Raw genomic sequence first — 18,305 nt, 5'->3', positions numbered from 1 at the left:
CCGTCCGGCGTTTGAGGACGAGGCCGTTCAGGCCGACAGCGGGGGTCTGGGGGCGCAGCCCCCAGGGATGGGAACGGGTAGGGGCGGCGGGGGCGAAGAAACAGCCCTCACACCGCCTGCCACGCCTCCAACGCCAGCCCCGGTTCCCGCTTCCGTCGCGCCACCCTCAGGTCCCCGCCCCCGGGCACCACCGTCGCCGCGACCACCCTGCCGTCTTCGTCCTCCGTCAGCGACACCCGTGCGTCCAGCGGGAGTTGGGGGCCCGACTCCGTCCACCACGCCCCCGCCGACTCCTGCTCCGTCGGATACGCCGCGAACGCCACCCGCCCGCTCGCCGAGCGCTGCGCGAGCAGCGTGCAGTCGATCTCGTCCAACGTGCAGCGGATCACCGACACGGGGCCGGGGCCCGCGCCCGGGAGAACCTCCACCGGCTCGCTCCCCGCCCGCCACGCGCACACCGTGTCCGTCTCGTCCGTGTAGAAGAGGGTCACATGGTCGTCGGACGTCACCAGCGCCCGCAGGGTGCCCGGACGGGCCGTCACCTTGAGCGGGGTCTCGTCGAGTTCCGGGATCCAGCCGGGGCCGCCCTGCGTCCACCGCACGATGCCGTGGGGCGAGTTGCCGTACAGCTCCACGCGGCCCGAGGTGCGCGTGACCGCCGTCAACTGCTCTTCCACACCTTCGCCCTTGAGGTCGCGCCAGGGACCCCACCCACCGCGCTCCTTCTGGCCGCGCATGCTGACCCCGCCCACCGCGTTCCGTACGAAGACATGGGCGCGGCCCTCCGCGTCGACGGCGACCGCCGGTACGCCCGTCCGGTCACCCTTCTGGTTCGGGTGGCCGAGGGGCGTCCAGTCGAGGGCGGCGAGAGCGGGGCGGAAGTGGGTGGTGTGGACAAGGCCCGCCTCACCCTTGACCGTGGGGCGCCAGGTCGCCAAGTGGGCGTACTGGTCGGCGCCTTGGCCGACGCCGAGCATGGGGTGCACGCGCTGGTCGCCGCCGATGCGCCTGGGTTCGAGCCAGGGCCCGCCGGGCCGGGACTCCGCGCGGCAGACGATCGCGTCCCCCACGGCGTCGTACGTGCTCAGCCGGCCGTCGCGACCCCGTATCAGCCAGTCGCCGTTGACCGACTCGGGACGCCCCACGGCCGTGGTCGCGGAAGGAGGAACAATGGGCACTGGACTACTTTAGTGTGCTCTTACCTTTGCCGCGCCTCCCGGCCCCCCTCATCCGGTACAGACGATTCCGGTACTCGCCGTTCCCTTACCCGCCCTTACCTGCCATTGCCCGTCATTTCGGCGCCGCGTGCGACCCTGGCCCCATGGACACCCCACTCCTCCTCATCGTCGACGCCGCCAATGTCGTCGGCTCCGTTCCCGACGGCTGGTGGCGGGACCGGCGCGGGGCTGCGGAGCGGCTGCGGGACCGGCTGGTCGGGTATGGGGAGGGCGGCTTGGCCGGGCGCGCCGGGCCCCTGGAGATCGTCCTCGTCGTCGAGGGTGCGGCCCGGGGCGTCGAGTCCGTCCCTGGCGTACGGGTCGAGTCGGCGGCCGGCAGCGGGGACGACCGGATGGTCGAGCTGGTCGCCGAGGCCCAGGGGCGGGACATCCTCGTCGTCACCGCCGATCGTGAACTGCGGCGCCGGGTCGCGGAGTTGGGCGCCGACGTCACCGGGCCCCGTTCGGTACGGAGCGACTAGCACGCCGTACGGGACGGGGCCCGATGGTCAATTCGCTGACCTCTCAGGTCAGTTGGTGTCGGTCGGGGGCTTGAGCACCTGGCCCGCCGTCGTCTCCTGTTGGCGTCCGAGGAGGCTGTGGGAGCGGCCGTACGCGAAGTACACGATGAAGCCGAGCGCCATCCAGAGGGCGAACCGGAGCCAGGTCTCGGCGGGCAGGTTCAGCATCAGCCACAGCGAGGCGAGCACCGACAGGATCGGGATGAACGGCACCCACGGGGTGCGGAAGGCCCGGTGCAGGTCGGGGCGGGACCTGCGGAGGATGACCACGCCGATCGCCACGACCACGAAGGCGAACAGCGTGCCGATGTTGACCAGTTCGGCGAGTTCGCTCAGCGGGGTGAAGCCGGCGACGATCGCGATGATCACGCCCAGCAGGATCGTCGGACGGTGCGGGGTCCGGAAGCGCGGGTGGACGTGGGAGAAGAAGCGGGGCAGCAGGCCGTCGCGGCTCATCGCGAAGAAGACCCGGGTCTGGCCGAGGAGAAGGATCATGCAGACCGTTGTCAGGCCCACCGCCGCGCCGAAGCTGATGAAGCCCGCGAACCACGGGTGTCCGGTGGCCTTGAAGGCGTCGGCGAGCGGCGCGGTCACCGACAGTTCGGTGTAGTGCTGCATGCCTGTGACCACGATCGACACCAGGACGTAGAGGGTGGTGCAGATGATGAGCGAGCCGATGATGCCCCGGGGCATGTCCCGCTGCGGGTTCTTGGTCTCCTCCGCGGCCGTGGCCACCACGTCGAAGCCGATGAAGGCGAAGAAGACGACGGAGGCCGCGGTGAAGATGCCCATCACGCCGAAGTTGGAGGGCGCCCAGCCGAACATCAGCTGGATGAGCGGCGCTTGGAGGCTGTCGCCCGCCGGCACCTCCTGCGCCTTCGGGACGAACGGGTCGTAGTTACCGCTTTCGATGAAGAAGGCGCCCGCGATGATCACGGTCAGGACGACGGTCACCTTGATGGCGACGACGACCGAGGTCACGCGCGCGGACAGCTTCGTACCGAGCACGAGGATGGCCGTCAGCACCAGGACCAGTGCGGCGGCGAGGATGTCGAAGCCGAAGCCGTCGGCGCCGTCCCGGCCGCTGAGCGCCTCCGGCAGATGCCAGCCCGCGTTGTCGAGCAGCGAGTCGATGTAGCCGGACCAGCCGACGGCGACCACCGCCGTACCGAGCGCGAACTCCAGCACGAGGTCCCAGCCGATGATCCAGGCGGGCAGTTCGCCGAGCGAGGCGTACGAGAACGTGTACGCGGACCCGGCCACCGGGACCGTGGAGGCGAACTCGGCGTAGCAGAGCGCGGCGAGCGCGCAGACGACGCCGGCGACCACGAAGGCCAGGGCGACGGCGGGGCCCGCGTTGTTCTTGGCGACCGTGCCGGTGAGGACGAAGATGCCGGTGCCGATGATGACACCGACACCGAAGACCGTCAGATCCAGCGCGGACAGGGATTTCTTGAGCGCGTGCTCTGGTTCCTCGGTGTCACGGATGGACTGTTCGACCTTCTTCGTCCTGAAGAGGGTGCTGCTCACGGGCGTACCTCCCACGCTGTGTCGTCCCGGACATGATCGAGAGGGGGCGTGGTGCGCATGCCCCGGCGCGAGGGATTTCACGCTAATGGGCCGCTTTCCCCACCGTAAAGGGTGGTGAAAGCGGCCCATTGGGGCTGTTCCGCGGTTCAGTCGCGGGCGGGCTCCACCGAGTCGACCTCGGACTGCTCGAACCGGCCGTCGATCTTCGAGACCAGCCCGGTGACCTGGCGGGCGATGTCCGGCGCGGTCAGACCGATCTCCGCCATGACCTCGGCCCGGGAGGCGTGGTCGAGGAAGCGCGGCGGGATGCCGAAGTCACGCAGCGGTACGTCGACCCCCGCGTCCCGCAGGGCCTGTGCGACGGCCGAACCGACGCCGCCCACGCGGGAGTTGTCCTCGACGGTGACGACCACGCGGTGCCGCTCGGCGAGCGGTGCCATGGCCTCGTCGACGGGCTTGACCCAGCGCGGGTCGACGACGGTGGTGGAGATGCCCTGCTGCTCAAGGAGCCCGGCGATCTCCAGGCACATGGGGGCCAGCGCGCCCACGGAGACGAGGAGCACGTCGGGCGTGTCCGTCCCCGGCTCGCGCAGGACGTCCATGCCGCCGACGCGTCCCACAGCGGGTACGGCGGGGCCGACGGCGCCCTTCGAGAAGCGGACGACGGTCGGCGCGTCGTCGACCTGGACGGCCTCGCGGAGCTGGGCGCGGACCTGGTCGGCGTCCCGCGGCGCGGCGAGCCTGAGGCCCGGGACGACCTGGAGGATCGACATGTCCCACATACCGTTGTGGGAGGCGCCGTCGGTGCCGGTGACGCCGGCCCGGTCGAGCACGAACGTCACTCCGCACTTGTGCAGCGCCACGTCCATGAGGACCTGGTCGAAGGCCCGGTTCAGGAAGGTGGCGTAGACGGCGAAGACAGGGTGGACTCCCCCGGTCGCCAGGCCTGCCGCCGAGACGGCGCCGTGCTGCTCCGCGATGCCGACGTCGTAGATGCGGTCCGGGAAGGCGTCCGCGAACTTCTTCAGGCCGACCGGCTGGAGCATCGCGGCCGTGATGGCGACGATGTCCTCGCGCTCCCGGCCCAGCTCGACCATCTCGTCGCCGAAGACGGAGGTCCAGTCGGCGCCGGAGGCCTTGACCGGCAGGCCGGTGTCGGGGTGGATGGGGCCGATGCCGTGGAAGCGGTCGGCCTCGTCCTGGAGGGCGGGCTGGTAGCCGCGGCCCTTCTCGGTGAGGCAGTGCACGATGACGGGCCCGCCGAAGCGCTTCGCCCGCGCCAGCGCGGACTCCAGGGCCTCGATGTCGTGGCCGTCGATGGGGCCGACGTACTTGAGCCCGAGGTCCTCGAACATGCCCTGCGGGGCGATGAAGTCCTTGAGGCCCTTCTTGGCGCCGTGCAGGGTCTCGTACAGCGGCCTGCCGACGACCGGGGTCCGCTCCAGCAGGTCCTTGCCCTTGGCGAGGAACCGCTCGTAGCCGTCCGTCGTGCGCAGGGTGGCCAGGTGGTTGGCGAGGCCGCCGATGGTGGGCGCGTACGAACGCTCGTTGTCGTTGACGACGATGACCAGCGGGCGGTCCTTGGCGTCGGCGATGTTGTTCAGCGCTTCCCAGGCCATCCCGCCGGTGAGCGCGCCGTCACCGATCACGGCGACCACGTGGTGGTCGTCGCGTTTCTGCACCTGGTTGGCTTTCGCGAGGCCGTCGGCCCAGCCCAGGACCGTCGAGGCGTGCGAGTTCTCGATGATGTCGTGCTCGGACTCGGCCTGCGAGGGGTAGCCGGAGAGGCCGCCCTTCATCTTCAGCTTGGAGAAGTCCTGACGGCCGGTGAGCAGCTTGTGGACGTAGGACTGGTGGCCCGTGTCCCACAGCACCTTGTCCTTCGGCGAGTCGAAGACCCGGTGCAGCGCGATGGTCAGCTCGACGACACCGAGGTTGGGGCCGAGGTGGCCGCCGGTCTTGGAGACCGCGTCGACGAGGAAGGTCCGGATCTCCTCGGCCAGCTGGTCCAGCTGCTCCAGGCTGAGCCGGTCAAGATCACGCGGTCCCCTGATGCGGGTCAGCAGCGGCACCCGTGCCTCCTTGCAGTAGAGCTGATCGAGCTTTCGCCGGGCGTGTCGAGTCTAGTGTTCCGCCTTCGCGAACAACGCCCGGCCTGTGCGTGATACGTCACGCGATCGGCCGTACCCAGGAAAGGGGTTATCTATGACACACCTGTGCCCGGCACCGCGAGACGGTACCGGGCACATGTTTTCGAAAGCACGCCGCAGGCGCCGCTTTCAGGGGCGCGGGGAACTGCGCGACAAGCCACGGCCGGGCCGCAGTCGGACAACAACCGCAACCCCCACCGCGCTCCCCCGCTAAGCCCTACCTGCAGCCTTCTGACTCTTACGCGACACCGAGTCGATGACAACCGCACCCAACAGCACCGCACCAGTGATCATGTACTGGATCGACGTGTTCATGTTCAGCAGATCCAGACCCGTCTGGATCGACTGGATCACCAACATACCCAGCAGCGCGGACCACACCGTGCCCCGCCCACCGAAGAGGCTGGTGCCACCGATAACCGCCGCCGCGATCGCCAGCATCAGCGTGTTACCGCCGCCCGACGTCAGCGAAGCGCTCTGCGTCTGGCCGGCGAAGAACATCCCGCCGATCGCCGCGAACCCACCGGCGATCGCGAAGACCGCGATCCGGATCAGCGGAACGTTGATACCCGCACGCCGAGCCGCCTCGATGCCACCGCCGACCGCGAAGACCTTGCGGCCGAACGTCGTACGCCGCAGCACGAAGTCGACGATCACCAGGCACGCGAGGAAGATCACCAGCGCGTTGGACACGCCGGAGGCGGAGTTCAGCACGTACGCCGCGACGAACGCGGCCACCGCGAGCGCACCGACGCGCAGCGCGATCTCGGCGTTGGTCCGGTAGGGCACTCCCGCGTCCTTGCGGCGGCGCTGCTCGATGATCGATCCGGCGAGCAGGGAGACGACTCCGAGGCCGGCCAGCAGGTAGGCGCCGATGATGGCCTGGTCCATGAAGAAGGACCGCTGCCCGAGGAGGTGCACCGGGCCCTCGTCGGGGATGTTGATGGTGCCGGTCGAGCCGAGCAGCCACAGCATCAGGCCGTTCCAGCCGAGGAAGCCGGCCAGGGTGACCACGAAGGCCGGTACGCCGAGTTTGGCGAAGAACCAGCCGTGCAGGCTGCCGATACCGATGCCGACCACGATGGTCAGCAGCAGGGCGAGCCAGACGTTCACCCCGTGGTTGACCACGAACACGGCGAACAGTGTGGACGCCAGGCCGCTGACGGAGGCGACCGACAGGTCGATCTCGCCGAGCAGCAGCACGAACACCAGGCCGATGGCGATCATGCCGGTGGCCGACAGGTAGAAGCTGATGTTGGACAGGTTCTCGGCGCTGAGGAACCGGTCGTTCTTCAGCTGGAAGATCGTCCAGATGACGATCAGGCCGATGACGACCGGCAGGGAGCCGATCTCGCCGCCCTTCACCTTGCGCTTGAACTCGGTCCAGTAGCCCTTCAGGCCCTCTTCGCGGACCAGCAGCCGCGGGTCGACGACCTGTACGGCCGCGGCCGTGGGGTCGTCGGCGGGGGCCACGGTGGCCTGAGTCTCGACCACGCCGTCCTTCTTCGCTGTCTTCGACGTGTCGCTCACTTCGCGGCCTCCGTGCTGCGACGCCCCGCACGACGGGTCACGGCGTTTTCCGTGGCCCCGGTGATGGCGGAGATGATCTCTTCCTGACTGGTGTCCTTCACGGAGAAGGAACCGTTGTTCTTGCCCAGGCGCAGCACGGCGACGGTGTCGGCGACCGCCTTCACATCGGCCATGTTGTGGCTGATGAGGATGACGCCGAGGTTGCGCTCGCGCAGCCGCTCGACGAGGTCGAGGACCTGTGCGGTCTGCTCGACACCGAGGGCGGCGGTGGGCTCGTCGAGGATGACGACCTTGGGGTCGCCGATCAGCGCACGGGCGATGGCGACGACCTGGCGCTGACCGCCGGAGAGGCTCGCGATCGGGATGCGCACGCTGGGGATGCGGATGGAGAGCGTGCTCAGCAGTTCACGCGAGTTCTTCTCCATCGTGACCTCGTCGATGACGCCGCGGCGCAGCAGCTCGCGTCCGAGGTAGAGGTTGCCGACCACATCGAGGTTGTCGCACAGCGCGAGGTCCTGGTAGACCGTCGCGACGCCGAGTCCCTGGGCGTCGTGCGGCCGGTTGATGCTGACCGGCTTGCCCTCCCACTCGATGACGCCGTCATCGATGGGATGCACACCCGCGATCGTCTTGACCAGGGTGGACTTTCCTGCGCCGTTGTCGCCGACGAGCGCGACCACTTCTCCGGCGTGGACCTCCAGTTCGACATCGGTGAGGGCCTGCACCGCACCGAATCGCTTGGAGACTCCGCGCAACGCCAACACGGGCGTAGCGGACACGTGAACCATCTCCTTCGCCGCCTGACCGGCGGGGATGCCGCGCTGTCATAAGGCGCGGAGGGTTGTGCACGAGGCACTGGTTTACAAGGTGAACATGCGCGATTCCGCTGCCGATGGCAACGGGTTCCGTCCGACGCCCGTCCCGGCAGCGGGGTCTGAAGGCCGGGGCGGGCGTCGGACAGGTCTCGCGGGACCGCCGGGCGGTCATGTCCGGGTGGGCGCCCGTGAGAGCGCCCACCCGGTGCCGGCGATCGGGGTGTGCCTACTGAAGACCGGCGGTCTTGCAGGCGGCGGCGAACTCGCCGGTGCAGATCTCGGCGACCGTGTACAGCTTGTCCTTGATCACGGTGTCCTCGATGTTGTCCTTCGTCAGCGTGACCGGGGTCAGCAGGTTCGAAGGCACCTTGTCACCGGAACCGCTGGTCTGCGTCGTGCTGGCGAGCGAGTCGATGCTCTTGCCCTCCAGCAGGGCGACGGCCAGCTCGGCGGCGCCGTCGGCCTCCGGCTTGTACGCCTTGTAGATCGTGCTGGCCTGCGTGCCGGCGAGGATCCGCTGGATGCTGCTCAGCTCGGCGTCCTGACCGGTCAGCGGGACGGTGCTGATGCCCGCGCCCTTGAGGACGGTGGCGATGCCGCCGGCCATGCCGTCGTTGGCCGAGTAGACGCCCGCGATGTTCTTGGCGCCCAGCTGGGTGATGGCGGCGGACATCTTCTGGGCGGCGACCTTGTCGTCCCAGTCGCCGGCCTGCTCGTAGGCGATGTCGACCTTGCCGTCGAGGACGCTGTGGGCGCCCTTCTTGAACAGCCCGGCGTTCGGGTCCGAGGCCAGGCCGTTGATCATGACGACCTTGGCCTTCGGGGTGGCCTTGGCGCCCAGCGCGTCGAGCAGGGACTGGCCCTGGAGCTCGCCGACCTTCTCGTTGTCGAAGGAGATGTACGCGGAGACCGGGCCCTGGGCCAGACGGTCGTACGCGACGACCTTGATGCCCTTGTCGACGGCGGCCTGGATCGAGGACTTGATCGCGGCGGAGTCGACGGCGCTGATCGCGATGACCTTGACGCCCTTGGTGATCATGCTGCTGACCTGCTGGGCCTGGGTCGCGGCGCTACCGGCCGCGTTGGCGTACTCCAGCGTGCAGTCGGAGCACAGCTCCTTGACCTTCGCGTCGAAGTACGGCTTGTCGAACTTGGCGTAACGGGTGGTGACACTGTCGGGCAGAAGCAGGCCGATCGACTTGTCGCCGCCGGAGCCGGTGCTGCTGCTGTCTGAGTCGTCGTCTCCGGCCTTGCCACAGGCGGCCACAGCGAGAGCCATGGAGATTGCTGTGGTACCGATCACGACTCTACGCATCAACGCGTTCATTTGGGGGTGCCTCCCTGACAGGGCCGCAACGCTGCGACCGAGGTGGCTGGAAGTCAACTCGGCCACACGTGCGACGTCAAGAAGTAAATCCTTAACGGGTTGGCAACGGCTTTGTTCGTTCTCTAGGTGAAGACAGGAGTGGCTGTGGTCAGCGTGCCGTCCAAAAGGGTCGAATCACCCATCTCGCTCAGCGCGAGAGCGAGTGCTCCGAGCACCTCCGCACGGCCTCCAAGTGCCCCCGGGAGAACGGACAGTTGACGTGCCGCACTGGGGATCGCATAGCGGCCTACGGACTCTCTTATGGGACCGAGCACCAGCTCACCGGCCTCGGCGAGATCACCACCGAGGACCACCCGGCTCGGGTTCAGCAGATTGCAGAGATTGGCGACTCCACTGCCGATGTGTCGGCCGACGTCGGCGATCACGCGACGGCAGCCCGGGTCACCGTCCCGCGCCAGCCGCACGACACCTTCCATGGTCAGGTCGGTTCCGTGGCTGGACTGGAGGAGCGGAAGCACATAGCGCGCCGCCGCGAAGGTCTCCAGGCAGCCCCGGTTTCCGCAACGGCAGACGGGGCCGGATTCATCAAGAGTAATATGCCCGATTTCTCCCGCTGTGCCACCCGGGCCCCGGTAGATCTTCCCACTGATCACCAGCCCGGCGCCCACCCCGCTCGCGACCTTGATGTACGCCAGGTCGCGCACCCCCCGGCCACTGCCCCAAACGAGCTCGCCGAGGGCCCCGAGATTGGCGTCGTTGTCCACGTGCACCGGCACGCCGAGGCGGCCCCGCATCTCCTCGCCGGGTCTGGTGCCGATCCAGCCGGGCAGGATCGCGCTGGAGCCCAGCGTGCCCGACTCCACGTCGATCGGACCCGGTACGCCCAGGCCCACGCCGGCGATCTTGGAACGGTCGACGCCCGTTGCTGCGATCAGGCGACTGACCAGCTCTTCCGCCCGGTCGAAGCCCTGTGCGGCGGAGGCGTCCACGTCCAGCGGCTCGGACTCCTCGGCCAGCACCTGGTGGGCGAGGTTGCCGATCGCGACGCGCAGGTGGGTGTGCCCGAAGTCGATGCCGATCACGATGCCGGCGTCGCCGCTCAGCGAGACGGCCCGGGCCCTGCGGCCACCCGCCGAGGTGGGCGTCACCTCGACCGTTCCGCCGTCCTTCAGCTCGCGCACGATGTTGGACACCGTGGCCGCGGACAGGCCGGTCGTCCTGGCGATCTCGGCCTGCGTGAGCGACCCGGCGAGGCGTACGGCCCGTACGACCCGTTCCAGGTTGGCTCGGTGCAGTGACGACTGCGACCCCGGAGTCTCCACGACGACCTCCTGCGCACGGGACCGCTTCGATGAGGCCCCGTCTATGTCCAACTAGTGAACTCTAAGCTGAGCCGTTAGGGTCGCCTCCCGTCAAGAGGTTGAACTGCATCCGAGGTCTTGTACACAAAGCAGCGCGCGTGCACCGTTTGCGGTATGCACGCGCGCGTACGGCGGCCGAACGAAAGGTTCCGGTTATTTCAGCGCGCCGGCGGTCAGACCCGTCACCACCTGTCGCTGGAAGATGATGTACGCGGCCAGCACCGGCAGCATCGCCATCACCAGGCCGGCGAAGAGACCCGACCAGTCGCCCTTGTAGCCCTGACTGGCGGCCAGCTGCACCAGGCCCTGGGTGAGGACCCGCTTGTCGGGGTCGGTGTTGAGCACCGTCGGCAGCATGTACTGGTTCCACTGGCCGAGGAAGTTGAAGATCCCCACGCTGATCAGCCCGGGCTTGGCCATCGGCAGCATGACCTGGAAGAAGGTCCGGGAGTGCGAGGCCCCGTCGACGAAGGCCGCCTCCGCCACCGAGGTCGGCAGCGTACGGAAGAACGCGGTCAGGAAGAAGACCGTGAACGGCAGCGAGTAGGCGATGTAGACCAGGATCAGCCCGTGGAGCGTGTTCAGCAGCCCCATGTTGTCCACGACGTAGAACAGCGGGACCAGGGCCAGCATGATCGGGAAGCTCATGCCGCCGATGAACAGGAAGTAGATGAACCGGTTGCCCGGGAACTCGAACCGCGCCAGGACGTACGCGGCCATCGAGCCCAGCACCAGGGTGCCGATGAGCGAACCGGCCACCACCAGGATGGTGTTGAGGAAGTAGTCGCTCATGTTGGCGTCGGTCCAGGCCCGCGCCCAGTTGTCGAAGTGCAGCTCGTCCGGCAGGGACCAGGGCGAGCTGAAGATCGCGTTGTCGTCCTTGAAGGACGTCATCACCGCCCACAGGAGCGGCATCACGACCATGAACGCCCAGAGGATGAGCATGCCGTGCGAGAAGACGTTGAGGACCCTGCCCTCGCGCTTCTCCCGGTCGCCCTTCGCGGGCGCGTCCGCCTTCCGCACGGGCCCTCCTGCCTGGTGGGGGACCGTGTCCGACGGTGTGCTGTCGGTCGTCTTCATAGGTGTCAGTACTCCAGCCGCTCGCGCCGGCCCAGCCGCATCACGAGGGCCGCGAAGGCCAGCGTGACGACGAGCAGGGCGACCCCGATGGTGGTTGCGTAGGCGGCCTGACCGTCGCGGAAGGCCTTCTGGTAGACGTACAGGACCATGACGGTCGTCGAGTAGTCCGGACCGCCGGGCCCGGTCGTCATGATCTGGACGACCGCGAACGACTCGGCGCCCAGCGCGAGAATGCCCATGTAGACCCAGCCGGACTGCACGGTGTCCCACAGCAGCGGCAGGGTGATCCGGAAGAACGTGGTGGCCCGGCCCGCGCCGTCGAGCAGCGCGGCCTCGTACAGGTCGGCCGGGATGGACGCCATGCCTGCCGAGAACAGCACCACGAAGAAGCCGACCGTCGACCAGACCAGCACCGCCATCACACACCAGAGGGCGAGGTCCGGGTCGCCCAGCCAGAGCGGCTGGACGCTGTCGAGCCCGATGCCGCGCAGCAGCGAGTTGATCGCACCACTCTCCGGGTTGTACGCGAAAGCGAACAGCAGCGCGACGATCGCGATCGACAGGACCTGTGGAAAGAAGTAGACGATCTTGTAGAACGAGGAGCCGCGGACCCCGGAAATCACCGGTCCGCCGCGGCGCCGCTTCCCGCCCACATTGATCATGAAGGCGAAGAACAGCGCCAGACCGATCGTCACCAGCGGCAGCAGCAACGCGAACAGGAGGCTGTGCTGCAACGACTTCCAGAAGATCTCGTCGTCGAACATCCTCTTGTAGTTGTCGAAGCCGACCATCTTGAATTCCGGGCTCAGTCCGGTCCAGTCCGTGAACGAGTAATAGATGGACTGGATGAACGGCCAGACGACGAATAGTGCGTACAGCCCCAGAGGGACCGCCAGGAATCCCACGATGAAGCGGTACTTGCCGTGCTGCATTACCACAGACCCCGTTCCGTACGCGGGTGCCGCCGCCGGTGACTCATCATCAGTTCTCGACCGCTTCGATCACTGGTGCTTGTAGTGCTTGATCGACGTGTCCTTCGCGGTCGCGTCGGCGTAGTCCTGGATCTTCTTGATGGCCTCGGCCGGGGTGAGCCGCCCGGCCATCATCTCGCCGAGTCCCGAGACCCCGATCTGCTCCTTCTGGAGCTGTACGTACCAGTCCTGCAGCCGCGGGTTGACGACGTTGTCGCCGGCCTTCTCCAGCGCCGCCACACCGGACTTGAGGCCCGGGGTGAGGGTGATGCCGTCGGTGCCGCCGTTGTACGCGGTCAGCGACTTGACCTTGGTGGTGAAGTTCTTCGAGGACGCCTCGCTGAGCATGATGCGCAGTTGCTCCATGCCGCCCGACGTGTTCTTCGCCTTGGACGGGACGATGAACGGCTCGCCGCCTGAGGCCCAGATCGTGCCGAACGGCAGCTTGTCGGAGCTGTCGATGCCGGTCGGCGCGGAGACGGCGAGGTCGAAGTCGGCCGGCATGACGTTCGCCGACTCGTTCTCCACCCAGGAGCCGTTCGGGATGAACAGCGCCTTGCCCTTGGCCCACGCGGTCTGCGACTGGATGTGGTCGAGACCAGGGGTGCCCTGAAGGACGTACCCCTTCTTGTACAGCTCGTAGTACGCCTCGAAACAGGCCTTGACAGCCGGGTTCTTCCAGGCGTTGGGCTCCAGGTTGTCGATCGCGTCGAGGACCTCGACACCGCCGACCTTGCCGATCATCGGGTAGAGCGAGAAGGGCAGGTAGTACGGGTACTTGCCCGCGTAGGTCCAGCCGGCCATGCCCTTTTTCTTGGCCTTCTCGCACACGGCGAGCATCTCGTCCCACGTCTCGGGGTACGTGGCGTCGAGCGAGTCCAGGGCCTTCTGGGAGTACCAGACGCCGTACACCGTGTAGGCGTAGTACATGATCCAGACCGGGTCGCCGTCGAGCTGGCCCATCTCGACGATGCCCGGCCGCAGGGTGTCGCGGACCTTCTTGTTCGGGTCGTCGTAGGACGGGGCGTCCAGCAGCGGGGTGAGGTCGGCGAGCTGGCTCTTGCCGGCCAGGACGCCCATGTCCATCTGCTCGGCACCGGAGTTGTCGATCAGGTCCGGCGGGGTGCCCTGGTTGAAGCGGGGCTGGAGCGTGGACTGGATCTTCTGGGTGGCGGAGAACTTGACCTTCGCCTTGGGGAAGTTCGTCTCGTAGATCTTGACCGCGTCCTCGGCGTACTCCTTGCCGAAACCGCCGTCGAACAGCACGAACTCCATCTGGGCGGTGTCGTTGACGGCCAGGGGGTTCTTCGCGGTCTTCTTGCCCGCGGCGGCCTTGTCCTCGTCGTCCCCTCCGCCGCTGCTCGCACACGCGGACAGGAAGCTCATCGTGGGGACGGAGATCAGACCGAGCGCCGCGGAACGCTTGATCAGGTCACGGCGCCCCACACCGTTCACAGGGGTGGTACCGGTGGTGCGGCTCTCGCCGGAGGTGGATCCCATGCTCAAGTCCTCGCCTTCTCCAGGACTCAGGCGGTGAACCGGATCCTCCCGGCACCGCGGTCGGGTCGTACTGGGTCGTGCAGGAAGTACTTAGTGCGTGATGTGCCTTGATCAGAGGGAATACCCGGCGGGCCGCGCGTTCAGCACGTCAAACCACCCTTCCGGCTCCCCCGCACCAGTCGTCGACCGGTCGAACAGTACTCAGACGCCGACAGGTATAGTCCACTTCCCGTCAAAGGGGCAAGATCGAATGCAGGGTTGGCCGCGGGTCTTTTCCGAGTTGAGACCTCGCGGAAATATGTGGACCGCACGCATCCCTTTGAGCGGGAAATTCGCGATATTGGGCCCGAATGCCGCACCCAACACCCTTGACACCACTGGCCACTTGACTCCCTACTGGTTCCTGCGCAGCCAAGGTGACAACGTTGTCCAGGTGGCAGGGAGGGTGCTCTCGCATGCGGTATGGAGTTCGGCACAGGGCTCGGTACGGATGGGAGTTCAGATCAGTTTCGGCCATCACGGCGGTGTTCGCACTGGTGATCGGCGGTCAGGGCGCGGCAACCGCGCTGTCCACCGCCGCACCGGCCGCCGACGGGGAGTTCGCCTCCTCGTTCGAGGCGGGTGAACCGGCGCCCGACTGGCTGAACACCGTCGACACGGCGGCCGACGGCACCGAACGCGCCGCGGGCGTGGACGGCGGATACAGCACCGGAATTCCGGGCAATGTGACCGACCAGGTCACGGACGTCCGGGCCAGCGGCGAGAACGCCGGCGCGCAGGAGGTGAAGGAGAACCTCGTCGACGTCGAGCCCAGCACCAAGTGGCTGACGTTCGCCCCCACCGGCTGGGTGGAGTTCGACCTGGCCGCACCGGTCGAGGTGGTCACCTACGCGCTCACGTCGGCCAACGACCACGACGAACGCAACCCGCGGGACTGGACCCTGCGGGGCTCCACGGACGGCACGAACTGGACCACGGTGGACACCCGCACCGGCGAGTCCTTCTCCGAGCCGTTCCAGACGAAGACCTACGACATCGCGAGCCCGGCCGAGTACCGGCACTTCCGGCTGGAGATCTCCAGGAACAACGGTGGCGACATCCTCCAGCTCGCCGACGTCCAGTTCTCCAAGGGCGGCGGTGCCGACCCGCTGCCTCAGGACATGCTCTCGCTGGTCGACAAGGGCCCCAGCGGCTCGCCGACGGCGAAGTCGGGCGCCGGCTTCACCGGCAAGCGGGCGCTGCGTTACGCCGGGCGGCACACCACCGACGGGCGGGCGTACTCGTACAACAAGGTCTTCGACGTCGATGTGGCCGTGGGACGCGACACGCAGCTGTCGTACCGGATCTTCCCGTCGATGGCGGACGGCGACCTGGACTACGACGCCACCAACGTCTCCGTGGACCTCGCCTTCACGGACGGGACCTATCTGAGCGACCTGAAGGCGACCGACCAGCACGGGTTCGCGCTCACCCCGCAGGGGCAGGGGGCGGCCAAGGTCCTGTACGTCAACCAGTGGAACAACGTGGCCTCGCGGATCGGGTCGGTCGCGGCCGGTAAGACCGTCGACCGGATCCTGGTGGCGTACGACTCCCCCAAGGGGCCGGCGAAGTTCCGGGGCTGGCTGGACGACGTGGCGCTGAAGGCCGTACCGCAGGAGAAGCCCAAGGCGCATCTGTCGGACTACGCGTCGACGACCCGTGGCACCAACTCCAGCGGCGGCTTCTCGCGCGGCAACAACTTCCCCGCGACAGCGGTGCCGCACGGGTTCAACTTCTGGACGCCGGTGACCAACGCGGGCTCGCTGAGCTGGCTGTACGACTACGCGCGGGCCAACAACGACGACAACCTGCCGACGATCCAGGCGTTCAGCGCCAGCCATGAGCCCAGCCCCTGGATGGGTGACCGGCAGACCTTCCAGGTGATGCCGTCGGCCGCCGCCGGCACTCCGGACACCGGGCGTACGGCACGGGCGCTGGCCTTCCGGCACGAGAACGAGACCGCGCGGCCCTACTACTACGGGGTGCGGTTCGAGAACGGGCTGAAGACGGAGATGGCGCCGACGGATCACGCGGCGGTGCTGCGTTTCACGTACCCCGGTGACGACGCGAGCGTCGTCCTCGACAACGTGACGGACCAGGCGGGGCTGACGCTCGACACCTCGGCCGGTGTGGTGACGGGGTACTCGGACGTGAAGTCCGGGCAGTCCGCGGGAGCCACCCGGCTGTTCGTGTACGGCGTCTTCGACAAGCCCGTCAAGGAGGGCTCTTCGAGCGGGGTCAAGGGCTACCTGCGCTTCGACGCCGGCGCCGACCGGACCGTCACCCTGCGCCTGGCGACCTCGCTGATCAGCATCGACCAGGCGAAGGACAACCTGCGCCAGGAGGTCCCGGACGGCAGGTCCTTCGACGACGTGAAGCGCTCCGCCCAGCGGGCCTGGGACCGGATCCTCGGCAAGGTCGAGGTCGAGGGCGCCACGCAGGACCAGCTCACCACGCTGTACTCCAGCCTGTACCGGCTGTATCTGTACCCCAACTCCGGTTTCGAGAAGGTCGGTTCGAAGTACCAGTACGCCTCGCCGTTCTCCCCGATGCCGGGTCCCGACACCCCGACGCACACCGGCGCGAAGATCGTGGACGGCAAGGTGTACGTCAACAACGGCTTCTGGGACACGTACCGGACGACATGGCCGGCGTACTCCTTCCTCACGCCCTCCCAGGCGGGCGAGATGGTCGACGGGTTCGTCCAGCAGTACAAGGACGGCGGCTGGACCTCGCGCTGGTCCTCCCCCGGGTACGCCGACCTGATGACCGGCACCTCCTCGGACGTGGCCTTCGCGGACGCGTATGTGAAGGGCGTCGACTTCGACGCGAGGTCGGCCTACGACGCGGCCCTGAAGAACGCCACGGTCGTGCCCCCGTCAGCGGGCGTCGGCCGCAAGGGCATGGCCACCTCGCCCTTCCTCGGCTACACGAGCACCGACACCCACGAGGGCCTGTCGTGGGCGCTGGAGGGCTACCTCAACGACTACGGCATCGCACGGATGGGCCAGGCGCTCTACAAGAAGACCGGCGAGAAGCGCTACAAGGAGGAGTCGGAGTACTTCCTCGACCGCGCCCAGGACTACGTGAACCTCTTCGACTCCCGGGCCAGCTTCTTCCAGGGGCGCACCGGAACCGGCGAGTGGCGCGTCGAGTCCTCGAAGTACGACCCGCGGGTGTGGGGCCACGACTACACCGAGACCAACGGCTGGGGCTACGCGTTCACCGCCCCGCAGGACAGCCGGGGTCTGGCCAACCTGTACGGCGGGCGCGCGGGGCTGGCCCAGAAGCTGGACGCGTACTTCTCGACGCCGGAGACGGCCTCGCCGGACTTCATCGGCTCCTATTCCGGGGTCATCCACGAGATGACGGAGGCCCGGGACGTCCGGATGGGCATGTACGGCCACTCCAACCAGGTGGCCCACCACGTGAACTACATGTACGACGCGGCCGGGCAGCCCTGGAAGACACAGAAGAACGTCCGCGAGGTCCTCTCCCGGCTCTACACGGGCAGCGAGATCGGGCAGGGCTACCACGGCGACGAGGACAACGGCGAGCAGTCGGCCTGGTACCTGTTCTCGGCGCTCGGCTTCTACCCGCTGGTCATGGGCAGCGGCGAATACGCCATCGGCTCCCCGCTGTTCACAAAGGCGACGGTGCACTTGGAGAACGGACGGGACCTGGTCGTCAAGGCCCCGAAGAACAGCGCCCGGAACGTGTACGTCCAAGGCTTGAAGGTCAACGGCAAGTCCTGGACGTCCACTTCACTCCCCCACTCGATCGTCTCCCGGGGCGGAACCCTGGAGTTCGACATGGGCGCCAAGCCCTCGGCATGGGGAACGTCCAAGAGCGCGGCGCCGGTGTCGATCACCAAGGACGACAAGGTGCCGACGCCAAGGGCGGATGTGGTGGTGGGTGAGGGCGCGTTGAACGAGGAGTTGTTCGACAACACGTCGGCGACGAACGCGACGGTGACATCCGTGGACCTGCCGCTCGCCGGTCGTACGAAGGCCGTCCAGTACACGCTGACGTCGGCGGACCGGGCCGCGGCCCCGACGGGCTGGGTGTTGCAGGGCTCCTCGGACGGCACCAACTGGCGGACACTGGACCGGCGTTCGGGTGAGTCGTTCCAGTGGGACCGGCAGACCCGGGCGTTCTCGGTGGCGTCGGCGGGGTCGTATGCGCGGTATCGGCTGGTGCTCGACGGGGAGTCGACGTTGGCGGAGGTGGAGTTGCTGGGCTGAGTGCTCCCCGCCCGCTTCGC

Annotated in this window: 12 protein-coding genes; 2 read left to right on the top strand and 10 right to left on the bottom strand. The window is 67.8% G+C overall.

Translation table 11 applies throughout. The features are described 5' to 3' along the window. Positions 1-107: 107 nt before the first annotated feature. The gene (locus ACWCRB_RS31800; protein ID WP_450999342.1) at positions 108-1,178 is read right to left on the bottom strand and encodes a hypothetical protein; all 1,071 of its coding nucleotides are present in this window, start codon (positions 1,176-1,178) and stop codon (positions 108-110) included. Positions 1,179-1,321: 143 nt separating this feature from the next. Here ACWCRB_RS31800 and ACWCRB_RS31795 point away from each other — a divergent pair, with 143 nt between their 5' ends. Beyond that, on the top strand, positions 1,322-1,699 hold the full coding sequence (locus ACWCRB_RS31795; protein WP_450999341.1) for an NTP pyrophosphohydrolase: 378 nt from the start codon (positions 1,322-1,324) through the stop codon (positions 1,697-1,699). A gap of 48 nt (positions 1,700-1,747) precedes the next feature. On the opposite strand, the gene ACWCRB_RS31790 is transcribed toward ACWCRB_RS31795, so the two are convergent. The 9 genes from ACWCRB_RS31790 to ngcE all read right to left on the bottom strand — a co-directional run bounded on the left by ACWCRB_RS31790 (position 1,748) and on the right by ngcE (position 14,002). After that, entirely contained in the window at positions 1,748-3,268 is a 1,521-nt protein-coding gene (locus tag ACWCRB_RS31790; RefSeq protein ID WP_450999340.1) for an amino acid permease, read from the bottom strand. A gap of 146 nt (positions 3,269-3,414) precedes the next feature. After that, entirely contained in the window at positions 3,415-5,340 is a 1,926-nt protein-coding gene (gene dxs, locus ACWCRB_RS31785; protein ID WP_405534961.1) for a 1-deoxy-D-xylulose-5-phosphate synthase, read from the bottom strand. 288 nt (positions 5,341-5,628) lie between these two features. Further along, entirely contained in the window at positions 5,629-6,948 is a 1,320-nt protein-coding gene (locus ACWCRB_RS31780) for a sugar ABC transporter permease (protein WP_450999339.1), read from the bottom strand. Continuing rightward, a complete protein-coding gene (locus ACWCRB_RS31775) occupies positions 6,945-7,736 on the bottom strand; it encodes an ATP-binding cassette domain-containing protein (protein WP_235474268.1) in 792 nt (263 codons plus the stop codon). Before ACWCRB_RS31775 ends, ACWCRB_RS31780 begins: the two co-directional genes overlap by 4 nt. A gap of 253 nt (positions 7,737-7,989) precedes the next feature. Beyond that, the gene (locus ACWCRB_RS31770; protein ID WP_450999338.1) at positions 7,990-9,090 is read right to left on the bottom strand and encodes a sugar ABC transporter substrate-binding protein; all 1,101 of its coding nucleotides are present in this window, start codon (positions 9,088-9,090) and stop codon (positions 7,990-7,992) included. Positions 9,091-9,212: 122 nt separating this feature from the next. Then, positions 9,213-10,412 carry an ROK family transcriptional regulator gene (locus ACWCRB_RS31765; protein WP_369029498.1) on the bottom strand — a complete coding sequence of 400 codons (1,200 nt, stop codon included), beginning with the start codon at positions 10,410-10,412 and terminating at the stop codon, positions 9,213-9,215. A gap of 192 nt (positions 10,413-10,604) precedes the next feature. Continuing rightward, the gene (locus tag ACWCRB_RS31760) at positions 10,605-11,531 is read right to left on the bottom strand and encodes a carbohydrate ABC transporter permease (RefSeq protein WP_450999337.1); all 927 of its coding nucleotides are present in this window, start codon (positions 11,529-11,531) and stop codon (positions 10,605-10,607) included. Positions 11,532-11,536: 5 nt separating this feature from the next. Continuing rightward, on the bottom strand, positions 11,537-12,463 hold the full coding sequence (locus tag ACWCRB_RS31755) for a carbohydrate ABC transporter permease (protein ID WP_450999336.1): 927 nt from the start codon (positions 12,461-12,463) through the stop codon (positions 11,537-11,539). Positions 12,464-12,532: 69 nt separating this feature from the next. Beyond that, positions 12,533-14,002, bottom strand: coding sequence for an N-acetylglucosamine/diacetylchitobiose ABC transporter substrate-binding protein (gene ngcE, locus ACWCRB_RS31750; protein ID WP_450999335.1), 1,470 nt, complete (start codon positions 14,000-14,002; stop codon positions 12,533-12,535). Between the two features lie 455 nt (positions 14,003-14,457). Between ngcE and ACWCRB_RS31745 the strand changes: the two genes are divergently transcribed. Beyond that, positions 14,458-18,285 (top strand): GH92 family glycosyl hydrolase, encoded by a 3,828-nt coding sequence (locus tag ACWCRB_RS31745; RefSeq protein WP_450999334.1) that lies wholly within the window; start codon positions 14,458-14,460, stop codon positions 18,283-18,285. Positions 18,286-18,305 lie beyond the last annotated feature (20 nt).

The organism is Streptomyces sp. NPDC002156 (genome assembly GCF_053593675.1).
The sequence above is the reverse complement of the archived record's forward strand: the minus strand, read 5'-3'. Positions and strand labels throughout refer to the sequence as shown.

Coding starts and splice junctions, on each gene's coding strand:
- ACWCRB_RS31760 (WP_450999337.1), bottom strand. CDS start 11,531: ATGAAGACGACCGACAGCACACCGTCGGACACGGTCCCCCACCAGGCA.
- ACWCRB_RS31775 (WP_235474268.1), bottom strand. CDS start 7,736: ATGGTTCACGTGTCCGCTACGCCCGTGTTGGCGTTGCGCGGAGTCTCC.
- ACWCRB_RS31755 (WP_450999336.1), bottom strand. CDS start 12,463: ATGCAGCACGGCAAGTACCGCTTCATCGTGGGATTCCTGGCGGTCCCT.
- ACWCRB_RS31770 (WP_450999338.1), bottom strand. CDS start 9,090: ATGAACGCGTTGATGCGTAGAGTCGTGATCGGTACCACAGCAATCTCC.
- ACWCRB_RS31795 (WP_450999341.1), top strand. CDS start 1,322: ATGGACACCCCACTCCTCCTCATCGTCGACGCCGCCAATGTCGTCGGC.
- ngcE (WP_450999335.1), bottom strand. CDS start 14,002: ATGGGATCCACCTCCGGCGAGAGCCGCACCACCGGTACCACCCCTGTG.
- ACWCRB_RS31745 (WP_450999334.1), top strand. CDS start 14,458: ATGCGGTATGGAGTTCGGCACAGGGCTCGGTACGGATGGGAGTTCAGA.